The organism is Pseudoalteromonas sp. SWXJZ94C (assembly GCF_015864385.1).
In the GTDB taxonomy this organism is placed as follows: Bacteria; Pseudomonadota; Gammaproteobacteria; order Enterobacterales; family Alteromonadaceae; genus Pseudoalteromonas.
In genome coordinates, this window is the sequence record NZ_JADYXF010000001.1 from 151,491 (window position 1) to 173,762 (window position 22,272).

At 36.5% G+C, this 22,272-nt stretch carries 19 protein-coding genes; 11 read left to right on the forward strand and 8 right to left on the reverse strand.

The genetic code is table 11. The features are described 5' to 3' along the window. Window positions 1–93: 93 nt before the first annotated feature. Together I6F65_RS00670 and I6F65_RS00675 are read left to right on the forward strand one after the other, a co-directional pair. Window positions 94–1,560, forward strand: coding sequence for a methyl-accepting chemotaxis protein (locus I6F65_RS00670; protein ID WP_197111028.1), 1,467 nt, complete (start codon window positions 94–96; stop codon window positions 1,558–1,560). Continuing rightward, window positions 1,544–2,065: a DUF6436 domain-containing protein gene (locus I6F65_RS00675; RefSeq protein WP_197111029.1), complete on the forward strand. Its 522-nt coding sequence runs from the start codon at window positions 1,544–1,546 to the stop codon at window positions 2,063–2,065. Before I6F65_RS00670 ends, I6F65_RS00675 begins: the two co-directional genes overlap by 17 nt. 653 nt (window positions 2,066–2,718) lie before the next feature. Here I6F65_RS00675 and I6F65_RS00680 read toward each other — a convergent pair. Together I6F65_RS00680 and I6F65_RS00685 are read right to left on the reverse strand one after the other, a co-directional pair. Then, on the reverse strand, window positions 2,719–3,846 hold the full coding sequence (locus tag I6F65_RS00680; protein WP_197111030.1) for a zinc-binding dehydrogenase: 1,128 nt from the start codon (window positions 3,844–3,846) through the stop codon (window positions 2,719–2,721). Between the two features lie 82 nt (window positions 3,847–3,928). Further along, window positions 3,929–4,606, reverse strand: coding sequence for a glutathione S-transferase family protein (locus I6F65_RS00685; protein WP_166109253.1), 678 nt, complete (start codon window positions 4,604–4,606; stop codon window positions 3,929–3,931). Window positions 4,607–4,830: 224 nt separating this feature from the next. Between I6F65_RS00685 and I6F65_RS00690 the strand changes: the two genes are divergently transcribed. Both I6F65_RS00690 and I6F65_RS00695 read left to right on the forward strand, forming a co-directional pair. Next, window positions 4,831–5,754 (forward strand): LysR family transcriptional regulator, encoded by a 924-nt coding sequence (locus tag I6F65_RS00690; protein WP_197111031.1) that lies wholly within the window; start codon window positions 4,831–4,833, stop codon window positions 5,752–5,754. Between the two features lie 230 nt (window positions 5,755–5,984). Then, window positions 5,985–6,179 (forward strand): (2Fe-2S)-binding protein, encoded by a 195-nt coding sequence (locus I6F65_RS00695; protein WP_002960627.1) that lies wholly within the window; start codon window positions 5,985–5,987, stop codon window positions 6,177–6,179. 64 nt (window positions 6,180–6,243) lie between these two features. Here the strand turns inward: I6F65_RS00695 and bfr (I6F65_RS00700) are convergent, their stop codons facing one another. The 5 genes from bfr (I6F65_RS00700) to I6F65_RS00720 all read right to left on the reverse strand — a co-directional run bounded on the left by bfr (I6F65_RS00700) (window position 6,244) and on the right by I6F65_RS00720 (window position 11,696). Then, window positions 6,244–6,708, reverse strand: a complete 465-nt coding sequence (gene bfr, locus I6F65_RS00700) for a bacterioferritin (protein WP_024609513.1) — start codon at window positions 6,706–6,708, stop codon at window positions 6,244–6,246. A gap of 14 nt (window positions 6,709–6,722) precedes the next feature. After that, entirely contained in the window at window positions 6,723–7,193 is a 471-nt protein-coding gene (gene bfr, locus I6F65_RS00705; RefSeq protein WP_024609514.1) for a bacterioferritin, read from the reverse strand. 265 nt (window positions 7,194–7,458) lie between these two features. Beyond that, the gene (locus tag I6F65_RS00710) at window positions 7,459–9,594 is read right to left on the reverse strand and encodes a TonB-dependent receptor (protein WP_197111032.1); all 2,136 of its coding nucleotides are present in this window, start codon (window positions 9,592–9,594) and stop codon (window positions 7,459–7,461) included. Between the two features lie 72 nt (window positions 9,595–9,666). Beyond that, entirely contained in the window at window positions 9,667–10,737 is a 1,071-nt protein-coding gene (locus I6F65_RS00715; protein ID WP_197111033.1) for a PepSY domain-containing protein, read from the reverse strand. A gap of 98 nt (window positions 10,738–10,835) precedes the next feature. Continuing rightward, entirely contained in the window at window positions 10,836–11,696 is an 861-nt protein-coding gene (locus I6F65_RS00720; RefSeq protein ID WP_197111034.1) for a cation diffusion facilitator family transporter, read from the reverse strand. A 261-nt stretch (window positions 11,697–11,957) separates the two neighbouring features. On the opposite strand from I6F65_RS00720, the gene I6F65_RS00725 reads away from it, so the two are divergent. From I6F65_RS00725 to I6F65_RS00755, 7 genes are all read left to right on the forward strand, one after another. Further along, window positions 11,958–16,721 carry a PAS domain-containing protein gene (locus tag I6F65_RS00725; RefSeq protein ID WP_197111041.1) on the forward strand — a complete coding sequence of 1,588 codons (4,764 nt, stop codon included), beginning with the start codon at window positions 11,958–11,960 and terminating at the stop codon, window positions 16,719–16,721. A 10-nt stretch (window positions 16,722–16,731) separates the two neighbouring features. After that, on the forward strand, window positions 16,732–17,214 hold the full coding sequence (locus I6F65_RS00730) for a GNAT family N-acetyltransferase (RefSeq protein ID WP_024610388.1): 483 nt from the start codon (window positions 16,732–16,734) through the stop codon (window positions 17,212–17,214). A 76-nt stretch (window positions 17,215–17,290) separates the two neighbouring features. Then, complete coding sequence (locus tag I6F65_RS00735; RefSeq protein ID WP_024610387.1) at window positions 17,291–17,797, forward strand: hypothetical protein; 507 nt, start codon at window positions 17,291–17,293, stop codon at window positions 17,795–17,797. A gap of 12 nt (window positions 17,798–17,809) precedes the next feature. Continuing rightward, the gene (locus I6F65_RS00740) at window positions 17,810–18,421 is read left to right on the forward strand and encodes a superoxide dismutase (RefSeq protein WP_024610386.1); all 612 of its coding nucleotides are present in this window, start codon (window positions 17,810–17,812) and stop codon (window positions 18,419–18,421) included. A gap of 74 nt (window positions 18,422–18,495) precedes the next feature. Next, a complete protein-coding gene (locus tag I6F65_RS00745; RefSeq protein WP_197111043.1) occupies window positions 18,496–19,848 on the forward strand; it encodes a DNA-3-methyladenine glycosylase 2 family protein in 1,353 nt (450 codons plus the stop codon). Then, a complete protein-coding gene (locus I6F65_RS00750) occupies window positions 19,848–20,318 on the forward strand; it encodes a methylated-DNA--[protein]-cysteine S-methyltransferase (RefSeq protein ID WP_024610384.1) in 471 nt (156 codons plus the stop codon). Before I6F65_RS00745 ends, I6F65_RS00750 begins: the two co-directional genes overlap by 1 nt. A gap of 359 nt (window positions 20,319–20,677) precedes the next feature. Beyond that, complete coding sequence (locus tag I6F65_RS00755) at window positions 20,678–21,262, forward strand: thymidine kinase (RefSeq protein WP_024610383.1); 585 nt, start codon at window positions 20,678–20,680, stop codon at window positions 21,260–21,262. Here I6F65_RS00755 and ltaE read toward each other — a convergent pair. Further along, entirely contained in the window at window positions 21,245–22,249 is a 1,005-nt protein-coding gene (gene ltaE / locus I6F65_RS00760; RefSeq protein ID WP_197111045.1) for a low-specificity L-threonine aldolase, read from the reverse strand. The two genes, I6F65_RS00755 and ltaE, sit on opposite strands and share 18 nt — an antisense overlap. Between the last annotated feature and the right edge of the window lie 23 nt (window positions 22,250–22,272).

Sequence of the window (22,272 nt, forward strand, 5' to 3'; positions counted from 1 at the left end):
TTTATTATTTTAACTTATGAACTATTTTTAATTTTTTACGTATTATGCTCGTCAGCTTGTTAAAAAGTAATATAAACAAAATTTAAGGTTTTTATGTCTAGTGTCAGTCGGTTATTTACAATTATATTTAGTCTTTTATTTGTCGAGTCTATTGCTATAGGCTTGTATTTTGACACGTTATTACAAGCTTTTATGATAGGTTTACCACTATCATTATTACCGATATGGCTCTTAAACACGCAACAAAATAGCTCTATAACTCCTCATGTAGTTGCTGCTGCGATAATGATGTTCTCTTTTTTACATATACAACAAACCTTTGGATTAATTGAAGTACATTTTGAAATATTCATTTTAATGCCAATGTTAATCGTATTTGTGCAGTGGCGTGTATTTATTACTGCGATTTTGTTTGTGGCAGTACATCATTTATCATTTTATTACTTGCAGACACAAAACACCGGCTTTTATGTGTTTGACCCAGATAGACTTGCTTTTACAACTGTGCTTATTCACGCTGGTTATGCAATAGTGGAAGTGGTTGTTGTAGCTTACATAGCAATAACGTTAAAACAAGAACGCAGCGCAGGGCTTTCACTTGGTTTTGCTACAGAACAAATAATGCAAGACCCTGAACATATAAAGCTCTCGTTACGCGCAGATGATACACAAAGCGAAGCAGTAAATGGTTTTAATACACTACTTGATTATTTAAGTAATGTAATTAAGCAAGTGCAAACCCAATCAGCGTCTTTGCAAACAAACTCACAAGAATTAATTCAGGTACATGACCAATTAGCAGATGGTGCTCAACAGCGCACGCAGCAAACAGACGAAATTGCTAATTCAGGCGCTCAAGTTGCTAATGGTTTCAAACTTGTAGAAGAAGAAAGTGAAGTTTTAAAGCATCAAGTTGATAATATTACCCAAGCAGCAAGCGGTGTTTTAAAAGATGTATTACAAACCGACAGTAAAAGTAGAGAATTACTAACACTTTTAAATCATACTGAAGAGCAAATTAACCACTTAGTTGCAGCTGGAGATGTTATTTCGGGGTTACTTAATGAAATATCAGGTATTGCAGAGCAAACAAACCTCCTTGCGCTTAATGCAGCAATAGAAGCCGCTAGGGCGGGGGAGCATGGTAGAGGCTTTGCAGTTGTTGCATCTGAAGTACGATCGCTTGCTAATAATAGTAAAGCGACCACAGATAAAATTGGGCTTACGCTAAAAGATCTAGTTAATAACAGTAAAACGTCAACACAGTCTATGAGTCAATGTGTCGATTTTGTTGTTGATTTAACAGCAATAAGTACTGCAATGAAAGAAAATATATCTGCGATGAGTGAGCAAATTAAAGCCGTGTCAGTGAGTACTGATTCAGTTGCTCAAGTTGTTGCAGAGCAAGCTATTAATACCGCACAAATAGCACAAGGGACTGATTTTATGCGACAAAATCAGCACGAAGATACAAAAGTAGTGCAGCAACTTACCGCTAAAGTGCAACTAATTGATGTGAGTATTGATGTGTTAGAGCAAAGTATTGCTAAGTTCAAATAGCCCTCATTTTTTAAAGCTGATCATTTTTCTGTGGTTGGCTTTTGTTGTATCTGGGCTTGTGTACTTTCAGGCTGGGCAGTTAAAAGCTTTTGATGGTAACCAAATGCTATTACAAAAGAGCTGGTTTGCTGATTTTAAAAAGCAATTAGCATGGGATGATGGCAATGCTGCCTCGCTTGTATTGGTTATGGAACCAAGTTGCGGTTGCGCAAAGCAAGCAAAAAACCACATATCATCACTAAAAAAGTTTGCTAAAAATAATGGGATTAACATTGTACAGTTACCTTTCTCGAAAAATTTAAAACACGTTATACCAGCTACACCGGCTGCGGTAATTATCGATAAAAATGGGGGGTTTGTTTATGCAGGCCCTTTATCTGAAGGTTTAGCGTGTTCACAAGGCAGTGGTTTTGTTGAAACAGTAATTACAAACTTAGCCGCAGGTTTTAATTCGGAATTATTAATTGCTGATACAAAAGGGTGTTATTGCGTAAGTGATGTATAAAAAACAAGAAGGACTACTGAGCATTTGAGGTTAAATTTGTTCAAATTAGGGCGGCTTAGTTGCCGATAATACTTGCTACAACATCACAAAGTTACCATACACATGGGTGCAATTGTGTTGATAAACTTATTCATTAGTTTAATACAGTTGTATTTTTAGCAGGCTACTCCCCAAAGAGGCGGGCATCATTTCACAAATTGTGTACTCGGTAAATATTCAATATGGCATTTAGTTTTACAACGTTGGGGTTGTTTTGATCGTGTGTGATTAGGGTCTGTTGACCTTTTAGGGTTAGAATTTATTCTAAACAATAATCATTGTTTTAACACCAAACGAGGGTTGATATGGTGAGCTTTTTGTTAGTTGTTAGTATTTAACATTAATCTGCATAAGTATTTTAATAATTGAACGAATTAAATCCCTCCAGATCGCTGTAAAATTTTCATTTAGAACAGCTCGATATAAGATTTCCCCTTACTATAGAGCAATTTTCTTATTGTGAAATAGACCCTATATCTAAGCAGGTTGGCATAATAATAGAACTTGAAATACTGTTTTTTATTATGAACAAGTAAAAAAGCAGACACTATAATTAGTATCTGCTTTGAATATTTAAAACCGGTTAGCTAATAAATAACAATCGAAATGTTTAATTAAGCCTGAGGCTTAATTAAGTATTTTTCACCTGTAGCTTGCTTAGAATAAGCTTCTATCGACTGTAATTGTAATACCTCTGCTAACGACACTTCGTGTGTGTATTTGCTTGCAAATGTTGTGGTAATTTCATTTGCTATACGTTTACGCATAGCCATCACAGTGTCCGTTCCTAATTTACCTAATGCATTAAATAATAAGAATCCATTTACGGCCCAAGCAAAACCAAAGTTACGATTTAGTGTAATAGGACCGCGGTCTAATGCACCATAAATATATACTTGTTTAAAAGTATCAGAACCATAAATTGTATGCTCTTTCATATCACGCGCTGCTGCAACTTCCATACAGTTAAGAATGTCACTAGTTAATTGACCACCGCCAATAGGGTCAAACGCAATAGTTGCACCTGTTTCGATAATTGCTTGGGTTAAATCAGCAAGGAAAGTTTCACTACTTGAGTTAACAATATATTTTGCACCCATATCACGTAATAGAGTTTCTTGTTCTGTTTTACGTACAATGTTAATCAAATCAACGCCATCGGCAATACAAATACGGTTTAGCATTTGGCCAAGATTAGATGCAGCCGCTGCATGAATAATCGCTTTATGACCTTCAGCGCGCATAGTTTCAACCATTGCTAAAGCCGTAAGCGGATTAACAAAAGACGATGCGCCTTCTTTAGCCGTAGTACCTTCTTTTAGCTCTAAGCAACTTTGTACATTGGCACATATAAATTGACGATAAGTTCCGCCACCAATCACTGCAACAGTTTTACCCATTAAGGCTTGTGCTGATGGCGACGAGCCTGCTGCTACAACAGTACCAGCACCTTCATTTCCAACTGGTGTTGCTTTACCAACACGCGTTTTAAGTGATGGCATAAACTCAGCTGGAACATCAGCAGTAATTATAGGGTTTTGATCGTTACCAGACTGTACAGCGGTAGACATATCAGCAGCACTGAATAAAACCCCTAAATCAGATGGGTTTAGTGGAGCCGCCTCAATACGAATAACAACTTCATCGGCACCAGGTTGTGGTATTTCGATGTTTTTTAAAGCAAGTGTTAGTTTATTATCTTCGCTAATTGTTGAAGTAAGTTGGATGTTTTTATCGCTCATTTGGTTAAACTCCTGAAGTGATTAAATTAATTGAGCCAATAACTTTATTGCATTGGCTATTGTTTAGTTAGGTCAACACGCCTTAGTTAGCATTTGCCGCTTGAATCTGTATTTTTACTTTTTGAAGAAATTCAGGCATATTTGCTAGGCGATCAGCCTCTACTTTTTTAGCGAGAGCAGTTTGGCTCATAGAATCATTCCACTCTTTCATTCCTGGTATTTCTGCAAGTACGTCCCAATCAAGTTGGCTTGCACCAAATGCGCTAACGATGGTATTAACGTAATAAACGTAAATGTCAGCCATTGAAAATTGCTCACCTGCAATCCAAGGTGAAAACTTACATAAGCTACTTAATGCAATAACGCCACGATTTAATACTTGTCGTACTTCGGCTTTCAGCGATTCGGGAACTTCAGTGCCTGAAAACACAAAAGGTATTAATCGTCTGCTTGGCAGTTCAAAATAAAGCTCAGCTATTTTCATTATTTGACGAACAACAGCACGTTCACCTGCATTTTCTGGATATAGCGCAGTGGCGGGATAAGTTTCTTCAATAAAGTCACAAATTACACTCGACTCTGAAAGATTAAGACCTTCAGACGTAGTGATAGCAGGGACTTTACCTACTGGGCTGATTGCTAGTAATTCTTCGCTACCACCGTAAATTAGGTTTTCTTTAAATGGCAGTTCCTTATATAAAAGTACATGTTTCACTAGGTTGTAATAGTTACTAGCGGCAAAACCGTGCAAAGTAATCATAAATCAGTTTCCTATCATTTACGTAAAGGCTATTTTTAATTGCAACAAAAGTGCAAATTAAAGTCCCTGTATTTAATACGCTGCAACAAGTCTGGGTTGCAATGTTTATGCTAAATACATTATTACCTGTTTTAATTTGATTATATATAGGGGAAAATACCAATCACTTTTGTTTTTAAAACAATAATAAGAGCTGTCAAAAACTTATTTAATGGAGAAGTTAGTTGGATCAACTACGGGCAATACGGTATTTCAGTAAAGTAGTCGAAACGGGTAGTTTTACTAAAGCTGCGAGTGTATTCAATGTGCCGCCATCATCATTATCTAGGCGAGTTGCTGATTTAGAAAAAAGTTTAGGGGCAACGTTACTAAAGCGTTCAACACGAATCGTTAAACTGACCGAAGTAGGGCAGATTTATTATAACGACATGCAGCAAATATTAAATCAGCTAGAGCAAAGTAATGAAACAGTTCGTAGTTACCAAACAACGCCAATGGGGCGTTTGCGCATAAGTTCGATGGTGGGTTTTGGCGAAAAAATATTACTTCCTTTGTTGGATGAATTTAGCCTGTTATATCCAGAAATTACATTAGATGTCAGTTTAAGTGATGAACTATCAACACTTGGACGTGACGATGTGGATATTGCTATTCGCGGAGGGTATGCTCCAAACGAGCGCGTGCTTGCAATAAGGTTAATGGATAATGGGTTTATTCCTGTCGCTTCACCCAGCTATTTAGAAAAATATGGCATGCCTTCTAATGCGATGGAATTAAAGCATCACAATGGTCTTTATTTTAAAGCACCATCGGGACCAACCCCTTGGTTATGCAATATGAAAGGGCAGTGGCATGATGTTTCCGGACCCGCTGTCGCTATTTCAAATAACGGACCATGGCTTGCAAAAAAAGCTTGTAACGGTGAAGGTATTTTAATGTCTACTCGATGGGCGTTAGCTTCATATCTAGAATCGGGTAAGTTGCAAGAGCTTAAATTTGAACATGAGCTCGCTATAACTCAACACTCTAATATGGCAGTTTATTTGTTGTATCAAAAACAGCGCTACTTAGTGCCAAAAGTAAAAGCAGCCGTAGACTTTTTAGTGCAAAGAATAAAAGTAGAAAATGAAATTAAGAAAAGTGAATAAAGGTTAGCGACACGTGAATCAACTTTGGTTTGTATTCGCAAACATCTAAGCTATCTTTAATAAACACCATTGATGAATATTATTTAGCTTCAATTAGTCGCAAAATCTCAGTTTGTGTCACTCGAATAAAAAATTTTAAAATGATATATGTTAGCTAATAAAATAATTGATAACTATTTTCGTTTAGATTACTATGTACATACTAAATGTAATGAGAGTGGTTTGTATTCATGTATATTTGTCTATGTCACGGTGTGACCGATAAAAAAATTGAGCAAACAATTGACGATGGTGCAACAACCATGCGTGAATTAACTAAAGAGCTTAAAGTGGGCAGCCAATGCGGTAAGTGTTGTGGTTGTACTAAAAAGATCCTTAATCGCAGACTTATTCAAATTGCAGATGTAACGGATCAAGTTGCTTAATTACATTTTAAAAATTTAAACATAAAAAAAGCAGCCAAGGCTGCTTTTTTTATGTTTGTTACTTTTACAGTTGAGACTGTAAGTAGTTTTCAATACCCGTATTTTTTATGAGCAATTGTTGGGTTTCTAGCCAATCAATCTGCTCTTCTTGTTCATTTAAAATATGATCAAGTGCTTCACGAGTAATGTAATCTTTTTTGCTTTCAGCAAGTTTAACTGCACTACGTAACTCATCAATAGTATCGAGTTCAAAACCCATATTGGCAGCAATCATTTCTTCGCTATTTTCACCAATACGTAATCGACCTAAGTCTTGGAGATTTGGTAACCCTTCTAAAAACAAAATACGTTCGATTAAGCGATCAGCATTTTTCATTTTTTGAATTGATACTTTGTAATCTGCTTTATCTAGCTGAGTAAAGCCAAAATCTTTAAACATACGTGCATGTAAAAAATATTGGTTAATACCTACAAGTTCGTTAGCAAGTATTTTGTTAAGCGCCGCAATTACGTCTTTATCGCCTTTCATATTATAAACTCCTACTAAGCCATTTGTGCTTGATGATAATTTCCAGAACCAATTTTATCAATTAAGCCAAGTTGTTGTTCTAACCAGTAAACATGGTCTTCTTCGGTATCAAATAATAGTTTTTCTAAAATGGTACGAGACTGATAATCTTGTTGCTCTTCACATATTGCGATTACGTCTTTAACACAGGCAACTACTTCTAGCTCAAGTGTTAAATCGTTTTGCATCATACTTTTTACATCGTTACCGATGATTAAATCACGACGTTTAGTCATATTTGGAACACCTTCTAGAAACAAGATGCGTTTAATAAGCCAATCTGCGTGATCTTTTTCTTCTTCCATTTCGTGGTTAAGGCGCTCGTATAGCTTATTTAAACCCCAGTCGTCATACATGCGCGAGTGTATAAAATACTGATCGATTGCCGCTAATTCGTTAGCTAACAATGTATTAAAAGCATCGATTACTTTTTGATTACCTTTCATGATAAACCGCCTTAACTATTTTAATTGTAAGCAGTGTAGTATAAATTGAGCAGATTGCAAGTTTTCTCTATAAAAATCATTGTGTTAGTATTGGTTTTGATTCTTATTTAAGTTTGCGTTATTGCTTGGATTATGGACAGTTTTTTATTTGTATTAGCATCTAAGAACTGGTTGTGGTTTATAAGTAAAAACGGTGGGGTGTATTTATGGGGAGTGTTAAAAATATAGGCATGTAAAGCATGCCTATATTGGGTGTGTTTATTCGTTAAAATTGGTATTTAGCACCTAAAGTGGCTGTGGCGCCTAATCCTTTAATGTTGTATCCGCCGTAGGTATAAGATTGTGCACGGGCAGGGTAGTAATCACTATTGAAAAGGTTTTCTATACCAAAATACCCACTCCATTGTGCGTTAACATTGTATTGACCACTTAAATTAAACGTGTTGTAGCTACTAACCGGACCTTGATCCCCTATGTACTGAGCTTGTTCGTTTTTATCAAAACGTTTTCTGTCGCCTACATATAAAAAACTCATCGCAAGTGATAGCTTATCATTTGTTTGCCATGTTAAATTAGCAGTGGCTTTAGGTGGACTGATTTGACTTGCGCCTAAATATTCATCGGTTTCGGTGTTTTTACCTTCAACATAGCTGTAAGTTGCGCTTAATTTAAGGTCTTGCGTAATAGTGTAGTTAACTAACCCTTCGTAACCCCATATTTCTTGTGGTGCGCGTACAGGTTCGTAAACACCCGTTATTTCATTATATTCACTACTTGTACCAAGCTCAGAGGTGCTTCTGTAAAGAGCAAATTCAAAACGCACGTTTTCAAACTGAGAAGTAAAACCAACTTCGTAATTATCAATTATAGAAGCTTGTGTTTGAATTAGCGCAATATCTTCAACCGTTGCAGATCTAAGTAAACGACCTATATCAGAAATGTCAGAACCCTGTGAATAACTAAAAAACGGGCTAAATGCATCTGTTAAATTGTATTTAATACCTGCATTGTAGGTTGTTGCATCGTAATCAATGGTGTCGCCACTTACACTTAATGGCACCGAGCATTGTGTGGGAGAGCTACAAAGTTTTAAGGTTTGATAGTCATTCACGCTTAAATCAATACTTTCGTTTCTTACGCCGACCTTTAAAATAATATCATCGTTTATTACCCACTTTGTTTGTAAAAAGCCAGCAACACTTTGCATGTCCATCTCTGGTACCCATATACGACCATCGACTAAAGGTTGCGATGTTTTATCGTTTAGGGCATCAATTCCATAAATTAAAGTCGCGGTTACGTTTTCAAAATCAAACTGGCTATTAAATGTGGCTCTTGCCCCTTGTTTGTCTGATTTAATTACAGACTGACCACCGGCATAACCTTCATCAAGATTGGCTAAAGCGGTTGAGAAAAAGAACACGTTTTCTATATTTTGCTTATATAAGTCAAGGGTCATTTGTGTGTTATCAAGTAACGCGTAATCAATATATTTTAGGGTTATATTTTCGTTACCTTCAGGTCCTTGCGGTTTACCTTGCTTTTGAAGCTCTGCAGGTACATGGATGGCGTATGTTTTTTCACCTATATTGACATTCCCAGTTACATCACCTAAATCAGTTTTTTGCTGTGACCTATAAAAATTATAGCTAAACTGAAGTTGTTTATCATCGTCAAAATCGTAACTTAGTTTGGTAAAATAATTTTGTGTTTCTGAGTCTGATAAACCATATTGCAAACCTAAAATATCGCCTTCGGCGTCGCGTTGTACGCCGTTTTCTTCATAACTTGCCGTTAATAGGTAGCTAAGTTTGCTGAGCTTACCGTTTACTGCTGCCGATATTCTACCGCCCCCAGTCTCTGCTAATTTAACTGTACTAAAGCGACTTGAAATACTTATTTCACCTTCAGGCTTTCTATCACTGCGTGCTTGTTTAGTTATATAGTTAATAATACCGCCCGAAGCACCATTACCATAAATTGAGGTAGCACCTTTTATTACTTCAATGCGTGCTATTGCGCTGGCGTCTAACGTTTTTACACCTAAAGCTCCATTGCGAAGAGGGGTTGATTGCGGTACACCATCAATCATTATTAAAGGAGCTCGGCCGCGAAGTGTTTGCCCCGAATTGCTTGAACTACCTGTATCTGGTGCAAGCCCAGGAACCATTTGCGCTAGTAAGCTCCCCAGTTCTGAACTTACTTTTAAATGCTGTTGTATTTGTTGCTGATTAATAACGGTAATAGAGGCGGGTACTTCATCAATGCTCTCTGATATACGACTACCAGATACAATGACATGTTCTAACTGATCAGAAGTGTATTCATTTTTATTCTTTTCATCTGCTAATGTGTTAGTACTCATTGCAACAGCAATAAGGCAAAGCGAAGTTTTTAACATGGAAAGTCTTAGTTGATAATAATTTACGTAATGGTAATTATTATCAACTAGCGAATCAAGTGTTAATGAGATTTATTTCCATTTATGGCGTTTTAACCAAAAGTACACACCACTTACAATAAAAAACGCTAATGAAAGTGCTATTAACAGCCATAAAAATTGTACAATCGGACCTGCAAAAGCACCAATGTGAAATTTATACTTAAAGTTCCATGCTTGCGTTGTAAAATTAGTTTTACTGGCATCAAATGAGTTTAATACTTTACCAGTAAACGGATCTGTCCAAACCCAACTATAAGCATGGTTTTCGCCAGGGTTTTGCATTCTCAGTGCAATTGCATCGTCATCTTTTTTAGGTAAATAAACTCTATATAGCTTGCCATCAGGGAATATATTTTCAGCATTTTTAATTGCTTCGTTATAGTTTAAAGCAGCTTGAGAGGGGTTTATTACTTTTGGTGCTTTAGGTCTTTGTTCTACTTTGTTAAATGTTACAAATTCTAATACAGACTGAGTTTGTGTTTTCCAATTAAATGCCATACCAGTAAACGCGATAAGTACGAGGGGTATAAAAAAATATACACCAAGCACTGTATGCAATTGGTACATCAATACTCTAAATTTAGCTTTTGGTTTTATAGCTAAACGTTTAATTCTGTTTTTAGGTTTTACCCATAAATAAAAGCCGAAGAATACATTTATTAAAAGTAGTAATGCACACACTGACATCCAGTTTTTAAAGGTTTTATTACCGTCACTATCTTCAAATAAAAGCCAACGATGCAATCCCATCGCAAACCCATAAATAGTATCGGTAGAATCGTAGGTACTTAATACAGCCCCAGAGTAGGGATTAACGCTGGCATAGTTTTTATCAGCTAATCTAAATTGCCAAGCCATATTAGCGTTTTGCTCAGGCATAAAAAAAGTGATTTTTTGCTTAGTTTGATCTTGTACACTTTGTATAAGCTCATCGTAATGCATTGAAGTAGCTTGCGGTATTACTTGCCATTTTTCAGGTTCTATTAAGTGCTGAATGTCTTTTGCGTAAATCATAACAGCACCCGTTAAGCTCACTATTAATAAAAATAGTCCGCTAATAAGGGCAAGGCCTAAGTGAATTCTTCTTAACCAGAGTTTCAACAACAATATCTCAACGATGCGTTTAATGTCTTTTATTGTAAATGATAATACGAGCTGTTTTCAATTAAATAATTCAGTTGTTAAATATATGACCAAAATCATATTTTTTGATTTTCGATTATGCAGTTTTCAATATTAAAATGGTCGTGTAAATAATGCTTAATAGCTTCTAAATCTATTTGGTTTTGCGTGTTAATAACTAATTCACAGTGGGTGGTTTTATCGTCGAGTTGCCACGCTTTAATACTAGCGACGTGTTGTATCTGGAATTTTTTAATTAGTGCTTTAGTTACAGCTGCATTATCAAAATGTGAGGGAGCGGCTTGCATTAAAATTTTACAGCTCTCCTTGAGAAGTAATACGCCGTGATAAATAACATAAACAGAAATTAAAATTGTCGCTATTAAATCAACTATATACCACTGATATAAAATGATTAAGGTACCCGCTACAATTACAACAATAGACGCCATTGCATCAGATACATTATGAATAAATGCAGCTCTTATATTCATACTGTGATTTGCGCCAGCTCTGTACGTTAAAAACGCTGTTACTAAATCGACTACTAGCGCTATTGCTGCAACCCAAACAACAATCCAACCATTAATTGGCTGGGGATTAAAATAGCTCGAAATAGATTCGAAAACTAAATACACACCAATTATTATTAATGTACTGCTATTAAAAAGAGTAGCGAGTATTTCGGCTCGTTTATAACCAAAATGATGGGTGTCGTTGGCAGGTTTATTGCCAATCTTGCGTGCTACTAAAGCAATAAATATTGCAGCCGCATCGCTTAAGTTATGCAGTGCGTCGGCTATTAACGACAGGCTCCCCGAAAACACACCGCCAATAACTTGCGCTACTGTAAGCAAAACGTTTATAACAACAGCAACAGTAAGTTGTTTATTACTTTGATTTTCATCTACATGACTGTGCGAGTGATCGTGGCCCATAATGCTCTCAAAAAAACATTTTATAATAATATATGCTTATATCATGACAAGTTTACAACCGCTATAAGCACAATGTTGTGTATGAATTAATACAAGATAAAAATGGTTATAAACGTCTATTATTTGTAATCCTAAATGATAGACGTTTATGCGCTAAATATCGATTTTTTAAGGAGTTTACAGTTCAAAACTTGCGTCTTTACATATTTAATGCATTAATATAAGCAATATAAAATAACTAAAAGTTGCTGGAAATTAAGCATGGATAAAGGTTTGAACTTTGGTGAGTTAACAGGTAAAGGACAATCTGTTCGAAGTAAATTAATTATAACCTTTATAATCATTGCGTTAGGACCATTGTGTTTGCTTACTTGGTTTAGTTTTCAGCATGTAAATAACACCCTTAAACAAAATGCAAATAGCGAACTTAATGAGTTAAGTAATATAGGTAAGCAATTTGCCAATATTTGGTTTTCAGATCATGTTAAAGACCTTTATTTACTTAAATCACGGTTAGGAAACAACCCCACTAAAAAACAAAACTTAATTAACGAGTTTACTAAACAGTATGACTTTGTAAATCATGTTGAGTTTATCGATACTTCATCTGCTGAAATTACGCCTAATGTTTCCTTTTTTAATCAACCCATACAAAGTGATTTTATAAAAATATACGCTGAAAAAAACAATATTCAGCAAACACTTTTTCGCTCTATTGTAATGAATGGACGAGAGCACCACGTAGTTTCATTACCGATATTAGATTCAAACAAGCAGTTGCAGGCAATATTACTCGCTGATGTAAATTTGCAAGGGTTACTAAATAATCTAAGTCAAATACATGCCGCCAGTACCAACATTACGTTTTATGTAATGCATAATAATAAAATTGAAAAGCAAGCAACTACAACAGCGTTAAAGCCTCAGTTTTTTTCTCAAAATAGCTCTCCTTCAAAGCAAGTATTTACATATAAAAATAAGAGTGAAAATACATTTTATGGCTACATTAGCGATTTAGACTTTTTGAGTGAGCAAGGTTGGCAGTTACTTGTTTCAAAACCAACTAAAGTTGCCCTTCAGGGGAGTGATTATTATAAGCAGCTTGCTATTTTAACAAATGCAGGCGCTTTGTTACTTATTTTATGCTCGTCTTGGTGGTTTGGTCGCAGGTTGTCTCGTCCTTTAATTCGGTTAACCAAAATTGTTGAAAATATTACAAAAGGACAAGATGTTAAAGTTCCAATATTAAAAGACAGTACTGAATTTAATCAGCTATCAATTGATCTTCACAAGCTAGTAAAAGCGAAGGAAGAGCAAAAAAGTATTTTACAAAAACAACGTTCTGCTCTTCAAATAGCGTTAAAACAATTAGCAGAACAAAAAGCTGCACTAGATGAGCATGCCATTGTTGCTGTAACTGATTTAAAAGGCACTATTACTTTTGTAAATAAAAAGTTTTGTGAAGTAAGCGGCTATAAAGAACATCAGCTATTAGGCCAAAATCATCGACTTCTCAATTCAGGTACGCACCCTAAAGCGTTTTTTAAAGAGATGTATAAAACGCTGCAAAAAGGCGAAATTTGGAATGGGCAAATATGTAATAAAGCCAAGCATGGCGGTTTTTATTGGGTAGATACAACCATAGCGCCATTTTTAGATGATGAAGGTAAACCACAAAGTTATATTGCAATACGTACAGATATGACAGCATTAAAATTGCAAGAACTTGAACTAGAACAACATAAAACACAGCTTCAGTTGGTGATAGACAGTACAGCTGTCGGTATTTGGGATTGGTACATAGATACCAGCAGAATAACCTTTAACAACCGCTGGGCTGAGATAATTGGTTACAAGCTGAGTGATATAGAACCTTGCACTATTGAGACTTGGTATAAGTATGCTAATCCGGAAGATCTAATCGAATCCGACTTAAAATTAAAAGAACACTTTGCAGGAAAAACAGATTACTACGTTAGCGAAACACGTATGAAACACAAACTCGGTCATTGGGTTTGGGTACTTGATACTGCAAAAGTAGTTGAGTGGAACAATGATGGTTCGCCAAAGCGAATGATTGGCACGCATTTAGATATTACAAATCAAAAAAATACTGAATTTGAATTACAAAGTAGTAGTGATCGGTTTGCATCATTGGTTGCAAATATTCCAGGTATTATTTATCGATGTACGTTTGATGATACATGGACCATGCTTTACATGAGTGAGCAAACTACAGAAATTACCGGCTATACACCGGATGAATTAATTAATAATAAAGATTTGAGCTTTTTTAGTTTAATGCATGAAGATGATAATGCTGAAGTTGAAAAAGAGATCCGTAAATGTATTGCTGCTAAAAAGCCTTGGTCGGTGGAATATAAAATAAAAATAAGCGACGGTACATACCATTGGATGAATGAGAAAGGTCGAGCTATTTATGATGCCATGGGTAATGTTTTATATTTAGATGGATTTATATTAGATATAACAGAGCGCTATAACACTCAATCAGAAATAAGCCGTCAGCAAAGTTTACTAGAGTCGATGAGTAAACAGGGTCGAATAGGCGCATGGGAAATCGATTTAGAAGCACAAACACTTTATTGGTCAGATGAAGTAAAAGTGATTCATGAATTGCCTGTCGATCATGAGCCAGATCTCGCAACCGCAATTGATTTTTACAAGTCAGGAGAGCATCGAGATAAAATATCTCAACTTTTTGAAAAAGCAGTTTCTTTAGGAGAAAGTTGGAGTATTGAGCTTATTATTTTAACCCATAAAGGAGCAGAGCGCTGGGTTAAGTCTATGGGGCAAGCTGAATTTAAAAATGGCAAATGCATACGTGTGTTTGGTTCATTTCAAAATATTGATGCACATAAGCGACTTGAGTTAGAAAGTGAAAAAGCAAATAGATACAATAAAAACCTTGCTCAGCTAACAATTGCACCAGAGGTACAAAATAGCAATGTTGAACAAGTTAAAAAGCTAATTGTTAAATCAATGTGTGACGTATTAGAAGTAGAGCGTGCAACGCTATGGATATTTAACGATACCTGTAATGCTATGACCTGCCATAGTTTGTATATTAAAGACCAAGGGTTTGTTGAATCTGACGCAGTATTAAATGTTATCGATTATCCTGATTATTTTCATGCTCTTCGCAAACAAAACTTAACGGCAATTAACGATGTGAATAACCATCCTGCTACGGTTGAGTTTATCAATGATTACATAGAACCATTAAATATAAAGTCTATGCTTGACGCGGTTATTTCTATCGGAAGCAGTGAGCTGGGCGTTTTGTGCGCCGAAAAAGTAGGTGAGAATCACAATTGGACACAAAGCGAAGAGACCTATTTACGCTCATTAGCAACACTAGTGGGTAGCACGCTTGTATCACAACGTCGTAAAGAAATTGCCGAAGAGCTTAAAGTTGCGCTAATAAAAGCTGAAGATGCTGCAATAGTTAAAAGCCAGTTTTTAGCCACAATGAGCCATGAAATTAGAACACCAATGAATGGTGTATTGGGTATGCTCGAGCTTATTCAGTTAGAACCTTTATCAAAACCTATAGAAACCAAAGTTGGTATTGCTAAAAGTAGTGCGCATTCATTATTAGGTGTTATTAATGATATTTTAGATTTTTCGAAGGCTGAAGCAGGTAAAATTGAGCTCGAAAATATTAATTTTAATGCACAAGATTTAATTGGCGAAATTGCCGCAGCGCAAGCAATTACTGCACAAGGAAAAGGCATTGAAATTATTCTTGATTTAGTTCATCTCGAACCTGCACAACTATGTGGCGATCCTGGTCGAATTAGGCAAGTTCTTACAAATTTATTAAGTAATGCGGTTAAATTTACAAATGAAGGTGAAGTCGTTATTAGTGCTCAAGTAGATAAAGTAGAGCAAGGCTTAGCGTTTAAAATAAAAGTAAAAGATTCTGGTATCGGGATCAATGATAAAAAACAACAGCAACTATTTACACCTTTTTCGCAGGGTGATGCTTCAACAACCCGTGAGTATGGCGGTACAGGGCTTGGTTTAGCTATATGTAAGCAATTATGCGAGCTGATGAGTGGCTCTATTTCTCTTACAAGCGAAGCTGGTAAAGGAAGCGAATTTACGGCGACCATATTGGTAACTCAAGGCGATCAAAAAGAGCGTTATATTCAAAAGCTCGATATAAAAGGTTTATCAGTATTAGTTGTTGATGACAACGAAACAAATCGTATTGTTATATCTCAACAGTTAGAAAATTGGGGCGCAGAGGTAGCGCTTGCCAGCGATGCTTACAAAGCATTGGCAATGTGTGAAAAACGCATTACTAATAAACAAGGAATGTATGATATTGCAGTACTTGATATGCAAATGCCTGGTATGGATGGCATTATGCTTTGCAAAGAACTAAAAGCACATAGTGATTATAAAAATATGCCACTGGTAATGATGACCAGTATAGCGGGAATGGAAGGGGCTCAGCGTTATTCAGATGCAGGATTTCAGGCTTATTTTCCTAAGCCAGTAACAACTGCTGATATGATTTCTGCACTTTCTGTTATTACTAATAATAAACACAATGATGTATTGCCATTGGTAACTTCTGGCTATATTTCGTCTTTGCGAAAAGAAAAACCAGCAGAAACAGCACATATATTACTAGTTGAAGATAATCTTATTAACCAACAAGTGTCTACCCTAATGCTTAAAAAGCTAAACTGCGACATTACACTTGCAGAAAACGGTCAGCGAGCAGTCGATATTTTAGGTGAACACGAGCGTGGTTATTTCAAAATTGTATTAATGGATTGCCAAATGCCAGTAATGGATGGTTTTGATGCAACAACCGCTATTAGAAATGGTGATGCCGGTGATAAGCATAAAGATATTAAAATAATTGCGTTAACAGCTAATGCTATGGAATCGGATAAACAACGCTGTTTTGATGCAGGAATGGATGACTACTTAAGTAAACCAATTCAACTAGATACTTTAAAAGATAAATTAGATCAGTACATTTAGGGAAAATTAAATGAGCAAAGTAATTGAAATTCGTGATGCAAAGCCAAGTGATGCAAAAACAATTTTGCATTTTATCAACGAACTGGCAATTTACGAAAAAGAACCCGATGCAGTTAAAACTAACGAGCAAGCTATTTTAGATACATTATTTTGTGAAGGTGCAACTGCGCATAGTATTTTGTGCTTAGATGGTGATGAGGCAATTGGTTTTGCAGTTTATTTTTATAACTACTCTACTTGGCTCGGAAAAAATGGTCTGTACTTAGAAGACTTATATGTGAGCCCTGATAGCCGTGGTAAAGGGGCTGGCAAAGCAATAATGAAGCATTTAGCTAATACAGCACTAAAAAACAATTGCGGTCGATTTGAGTGGGTTGTACTTGATTGGAATAAACCCGCAATTGATTTTTACGATAGCATTGGTGCTAAGCCACAAACAGAGTGGATTATTTATAGATTAACAGGACAAGAGTTAATAGATTTTGCCAAATAGATAATGAAAATCATTTGCATTTGCGTTTGTTGGTGTGTAAGTTAATAGCACATTAGATAAACGCGCAGATGATTTTATGATCTCAGGTCAAAAACAAACCCACCCAGATTTACTTTATCTTGAGCAAGCATTAAGTCCTTGGCAATCAAATATAATGCAGGGCAATTACGCTTTTGAGCAGGGCGCTTTACTTGAAGCGCGTGATAAATATTTTTTAGCTAAAACTCTCGCAAATCGTTTATTACAACAGTTTTTATGTGCCCAAATAAATAACAATGTTATTTACGCTATAGAACATTGCTTACCAGCACTGGTTGTTGCATCTCATAATTTAGCCGATACCTATATTGCAATGCAACAGCCCGAAAATGCCTGTAAATGGTTATGTGAAGCGCATTTGTCGTTATCTCCGCTTATTAATCATACTCATTATGAAGTTCAAAAAGCGAGTAGGCATCATTACCTCAAAACATCTGCTGAACTTGTCGCATTTGCACGCCGGTATCCTTCTTTTCCAGAACTGATTGAGCAAGTTAATTTTTGTTTAAGCTCAAACACACCTTCAAACAAACAATTGCACTAAAAAGGACTATTTATGACGTTTACTTTACCTAAACTAGATTATGAATACGATGCACTAGAACCTCATATTGATAGTAAAACAATGCATATTCATCATACTTTGCATCATCAAACGTATATTAATAAAGCCAATGCAGCTTTAGCTGACACGGTGTATGCAAACGAAAATGCTGAAGAGTTACTTAAGGGAATAAATGAGCTACCAAGTGATTTGCAAAAAGCAGTGCAAGAACATGCAGGTGGGCATTTTAATCACAGTTTATTTTGGCAGGTTATGAGCCCGCAAGGTGGTGGAGAACCAAGTGGTATTCTTGGCGACGTTATAAATGAGGAGTTGGGTGGTTTTAGTGAATTTAAAGATAAATTTACTACAGCGGCTTTAAGTCAATTTGGCAGTGGTTGGGCGTGGCTTTGTGTAACGCCAAATAAAAAATTGGTTGTAGAAAACAGCGCAAATCAAGATTGCCCATTAATGCAAGGTAATACACCTATTTTGGGGCTCGATGTATGGGAACATGCTTATTATTTGAAGTATCAAAATAAACGCCCTGAATATATTGCTGCTTTTTATAATGTAATTAATTGGACTGAAGTTGAAAAACGCTACCTAGCTGCGGTAAGTTGAGTTCCGAATATGGCTAGTAATGTGAGTTTATTTGTATAAGCTAGGCTTTATTAGGTTAACTTATAGAGCCGTTTATGGACACTTCACATTGGCAAAAAGCACGTCAGAGTCGCGATCCTCGCTTTGACGGGCTTTTTTACGTAGCGGTAAAAAGTACCGGCATTTATTGCAGGCCTATTTGCCCAGCACCAACGGCTCACGAAAAAAACGTTGCTTATTATCAATTTGCTCATAACGCGGCGCAAGATGGCTTTAGACCTTGCATTCGTTGCCGGCCCGATAGTGCCCCAGGCAGTGCAGCATGGCAGGGGACAAAAACTACTGCACTTAGAGCAAAACAGTTAATAGATCAAAATGATGAACACGACTGCGAAAATTTAGCTTCAAGATTAGGTATAAGCAGCCGTTACTTAAGGCGTTTATTTAAGCAGTTTTTTGGCGTGTCGATCACGCAATACAGGTTATTCAATCAATGTCATTTTGCAAAAAAGCTACTACAAGAAACAAACTTACCCCTTACCGAAATAGCGTTTGCAGCTGGCTTTAAAAGCATTCGGCGTTTTAATGATGCATTTTTACAGCAGTTAAATATAGCACCCTCAAAAATACGTAATAGTGATAAAACACCAACTTCTACAATCACACTAATTTTGCCATTTAGACCCCCTTATAATTGGGCTGCCTTGCAAGGATTTTTAGCTAAGCGACTTATTAAGCCCATGGAGTGGATAAGTGATACAAGTTACGGGCGCACGTTTTCAGACAAAAACTGCAAGGGTTATTTTAATGCAAAATTTATAAGAGATAAAAATCATTTTAGTGTTGAGATAAGCATAAGTAATACGCTTTACTTACAGCCTATTATTAATAATATACGGCGCGTGCTTGATTTAGATGCAGACATTAATTTAATTGAAACGCACATTAAACATAATATAAATGGTGCTTTTAATGTAACAGAAGGTTTAAGGTTACCTGGTATTTGGTCAAGTTTTGAAGCAGGAATTAGAGCCGTGCTGGGTCAGCAAGTCAGTGTTACAGCCGCTCATAATTTAGTTACCAAACTTGTAGATGTGCTTGGTGAGCAGCATGATAACGCTATTTATTTTCCGGAGGCAGAGATAGTTGCTAATAGTGATTTTGGTTTTTTTAAAATGCCACAAGCACGTAAAAATGCACTGCATAACCTTGCTCAATATTGTAGTTTAAATCCTAATACAGATGATTTAGACGAATGGCTAAGCTTAAAAGGAATTGGTCCTTGGACCGTAAATTACGCTAAACTGCGAGGCCAAAGTCAGCCAGATATTTTACTAGATGGTGACTTAGGGATTAAAAAAGCACAGGCGGCTGCCACTCCTTTTGATGCAGTTAACTGTGCACCTTTTCGCTCTTATTTAACGTTTCAACTTTGGCAGCAATTGTAATGATAATTCAAACAAAAATACCAAGCCCAATAGACGATATAATTATTCAGGCTAGTGACATAGGCGTAAGTTACGTTGGATTTTATCCACCAACCGAGCATACAAATACTCCTTTCAGTAAGGTTACTAACAAAGCAATACTTATCTGTGCTGCGCAATTAAACGAGTATTTTAATAAAGAACGAACCACTTTTAACGTACCACTTGATACCAAAGGTACGCCATTTCAACAAAGTGTGTGGGAAGCATTGCTAACGGTGCCTTTTGGTCAATCTCAAACATATGGTTATATTGCTAATGCTTTAAATAACCCAAAAGCAGTAAGAGCAGTCGGTGCTGCTAACGGTAAAAACCCGATTAGCATAATTGTACCGTGCCATAGAATCATTGGTGCAAATGCAAAGTTAACGGGTTATGCGGGTGGACTTGATAGAAAACGTTGGTTATTGGAGCACGAAGGATTAATGTAAATTCATCACTCGCCACTAAAGAGTGTGACCTTTGTGGATTGAAATTTGTTCAATCTAGGGGCGATTTAATCACGACGCAAGGTTTGTAATCTAGTGGGCTTGATAACTGCTTCTGGGTTACTCTACGGCCTTAGAACCATGTAGGAATAAGTAAAAACCGAGCAAAGCTTCCGCGTCCTGCTTATGCCCCTTATCTAGATTAATGTATAAAACAAAGAATCAATCGTCCTAGGAATAACCCAAAGTTCAACGCGCCTTAGTGTTTAATAAATAAATATTATTGGCAAATTAACTATGCAAATTGGTATTAATTTAATATTAGGGTAGCATTAGCGCACTTTTTATTAAATGGCACCCCAATGGCTCAATTATACTTTTACTACTCTGCAATGAATGCGGGTAAATCAACTACGTTATTACAATCAGCATTTAATTATAAAGAACGTGGAATGGAACCTGTTATCCTTACCGCAGCCATTGATGACAGACAAGGCGTGGGTAAAGTATCGTCTCGTATAGGCTTACAAGCTGACGCGCACGTATTTGATGCTAGTAAAGATGTTTTTGATCTTATTCAATCGCTTAACAGTGATAAAAAACGCCATTGCGTGTTAGTTGATGAATGCCAATTTTTATCAAAAGAACAAGTAATGCAATTAACCGACGTGGTTGATGAATTAGGTATACCGGTATTATGTTATGGCTTGCGTAACGACTTTAGAGGCGAGTTATTTGTAGGATCGCAATACTTACTTGCATGGGCTGATAAGTTAGTTGAGCTTAAAACGGTATGCCATTGTGGCCGTAAAGCTAACCACGTACTGCGTACAGATGAAAACGGTGAAGCAATAGCCGATGGTAACCAAGTAGAAATTGGCGGCAATGACCGATATGTTTCGGTATGCCGCAAACATTATAAAGCCGCTTTAAATATGGGTCGATAAAGCATTTATAAATGTATCAATATTTTCGCGCGTAATATCTAAGTGCGTTACTAGCCTGAGTTGTTTACTTGGGCTAAATAATATTCCTTGGCTTTTAAGTGCTTCAGCAATCCCTTCTATGTTTATGCTACTTTCAAAAGTTGTGTAAACCATATTAGTTGTATTACTCATATCAACAGTAAAACCACTTAGCGCACTTAATTTTTGAGCAAGATATCGCGCATTTGCATGATCATCACTCAAGCGATTTACATTATGCTCAAGTGCGTACTGCCCAGCAGCTGCAAGCATTCCAGCTTGACGCATACCGCCGCCAAGTACTTTTCTCCAGCGTCTTGCTTTATCAATAAGGGTTTGTGAGCCTAATAATAAAGAGCCAACGGGTGCACCTAAGCCTTTAGATAAACAAATAGAAACTGAATCAAAGTGTTTTGTAATGTCAGTTATATCAACCTTTAACTCAACAGCAGCATTAAATGCACGTGCGCCATCTAAGTGCAGTGCTAAATTATGTGTATTAACAAAATTGCGTGCTTGGGCTAAGTATTCAAGAGGGAGTACTTTGCCGCCAATCGTATTTTCTAAACTAAGCAATCGGGTTTTAGCAAAATGGCAATCGTCTGGTTTTATCGCTGCAGCTATTTTACTGAAGGGGATGCTACCGTCTGCTTCATTTTCGATAGGTTGTGGTTGAACAGAGCCTAAAACGGCTGCGCCGCCACCCTCAAACTTATAGTTATGGGCATTTTGGCCACAAATGTATTCGTCACCTCGTTCACAATGCGCCATTAACGCAAGTAAGTTCGCTTGTGTACCTGAGCTGCAATAAAGTGCGGCTTCAAAATTAAAACGCTCACACGCATAAGCTTCTAGCTGGTTAACGCTTTCATCATCGCCATATACATCGTCACCAACAGGTGCGTTGTGCATAATATCGCGCATTTTTTTAGAGGGTTTTGTTACTGTATCAGATCGAAAATCTATCATGATTGCCTTATCCTTTTTATAAC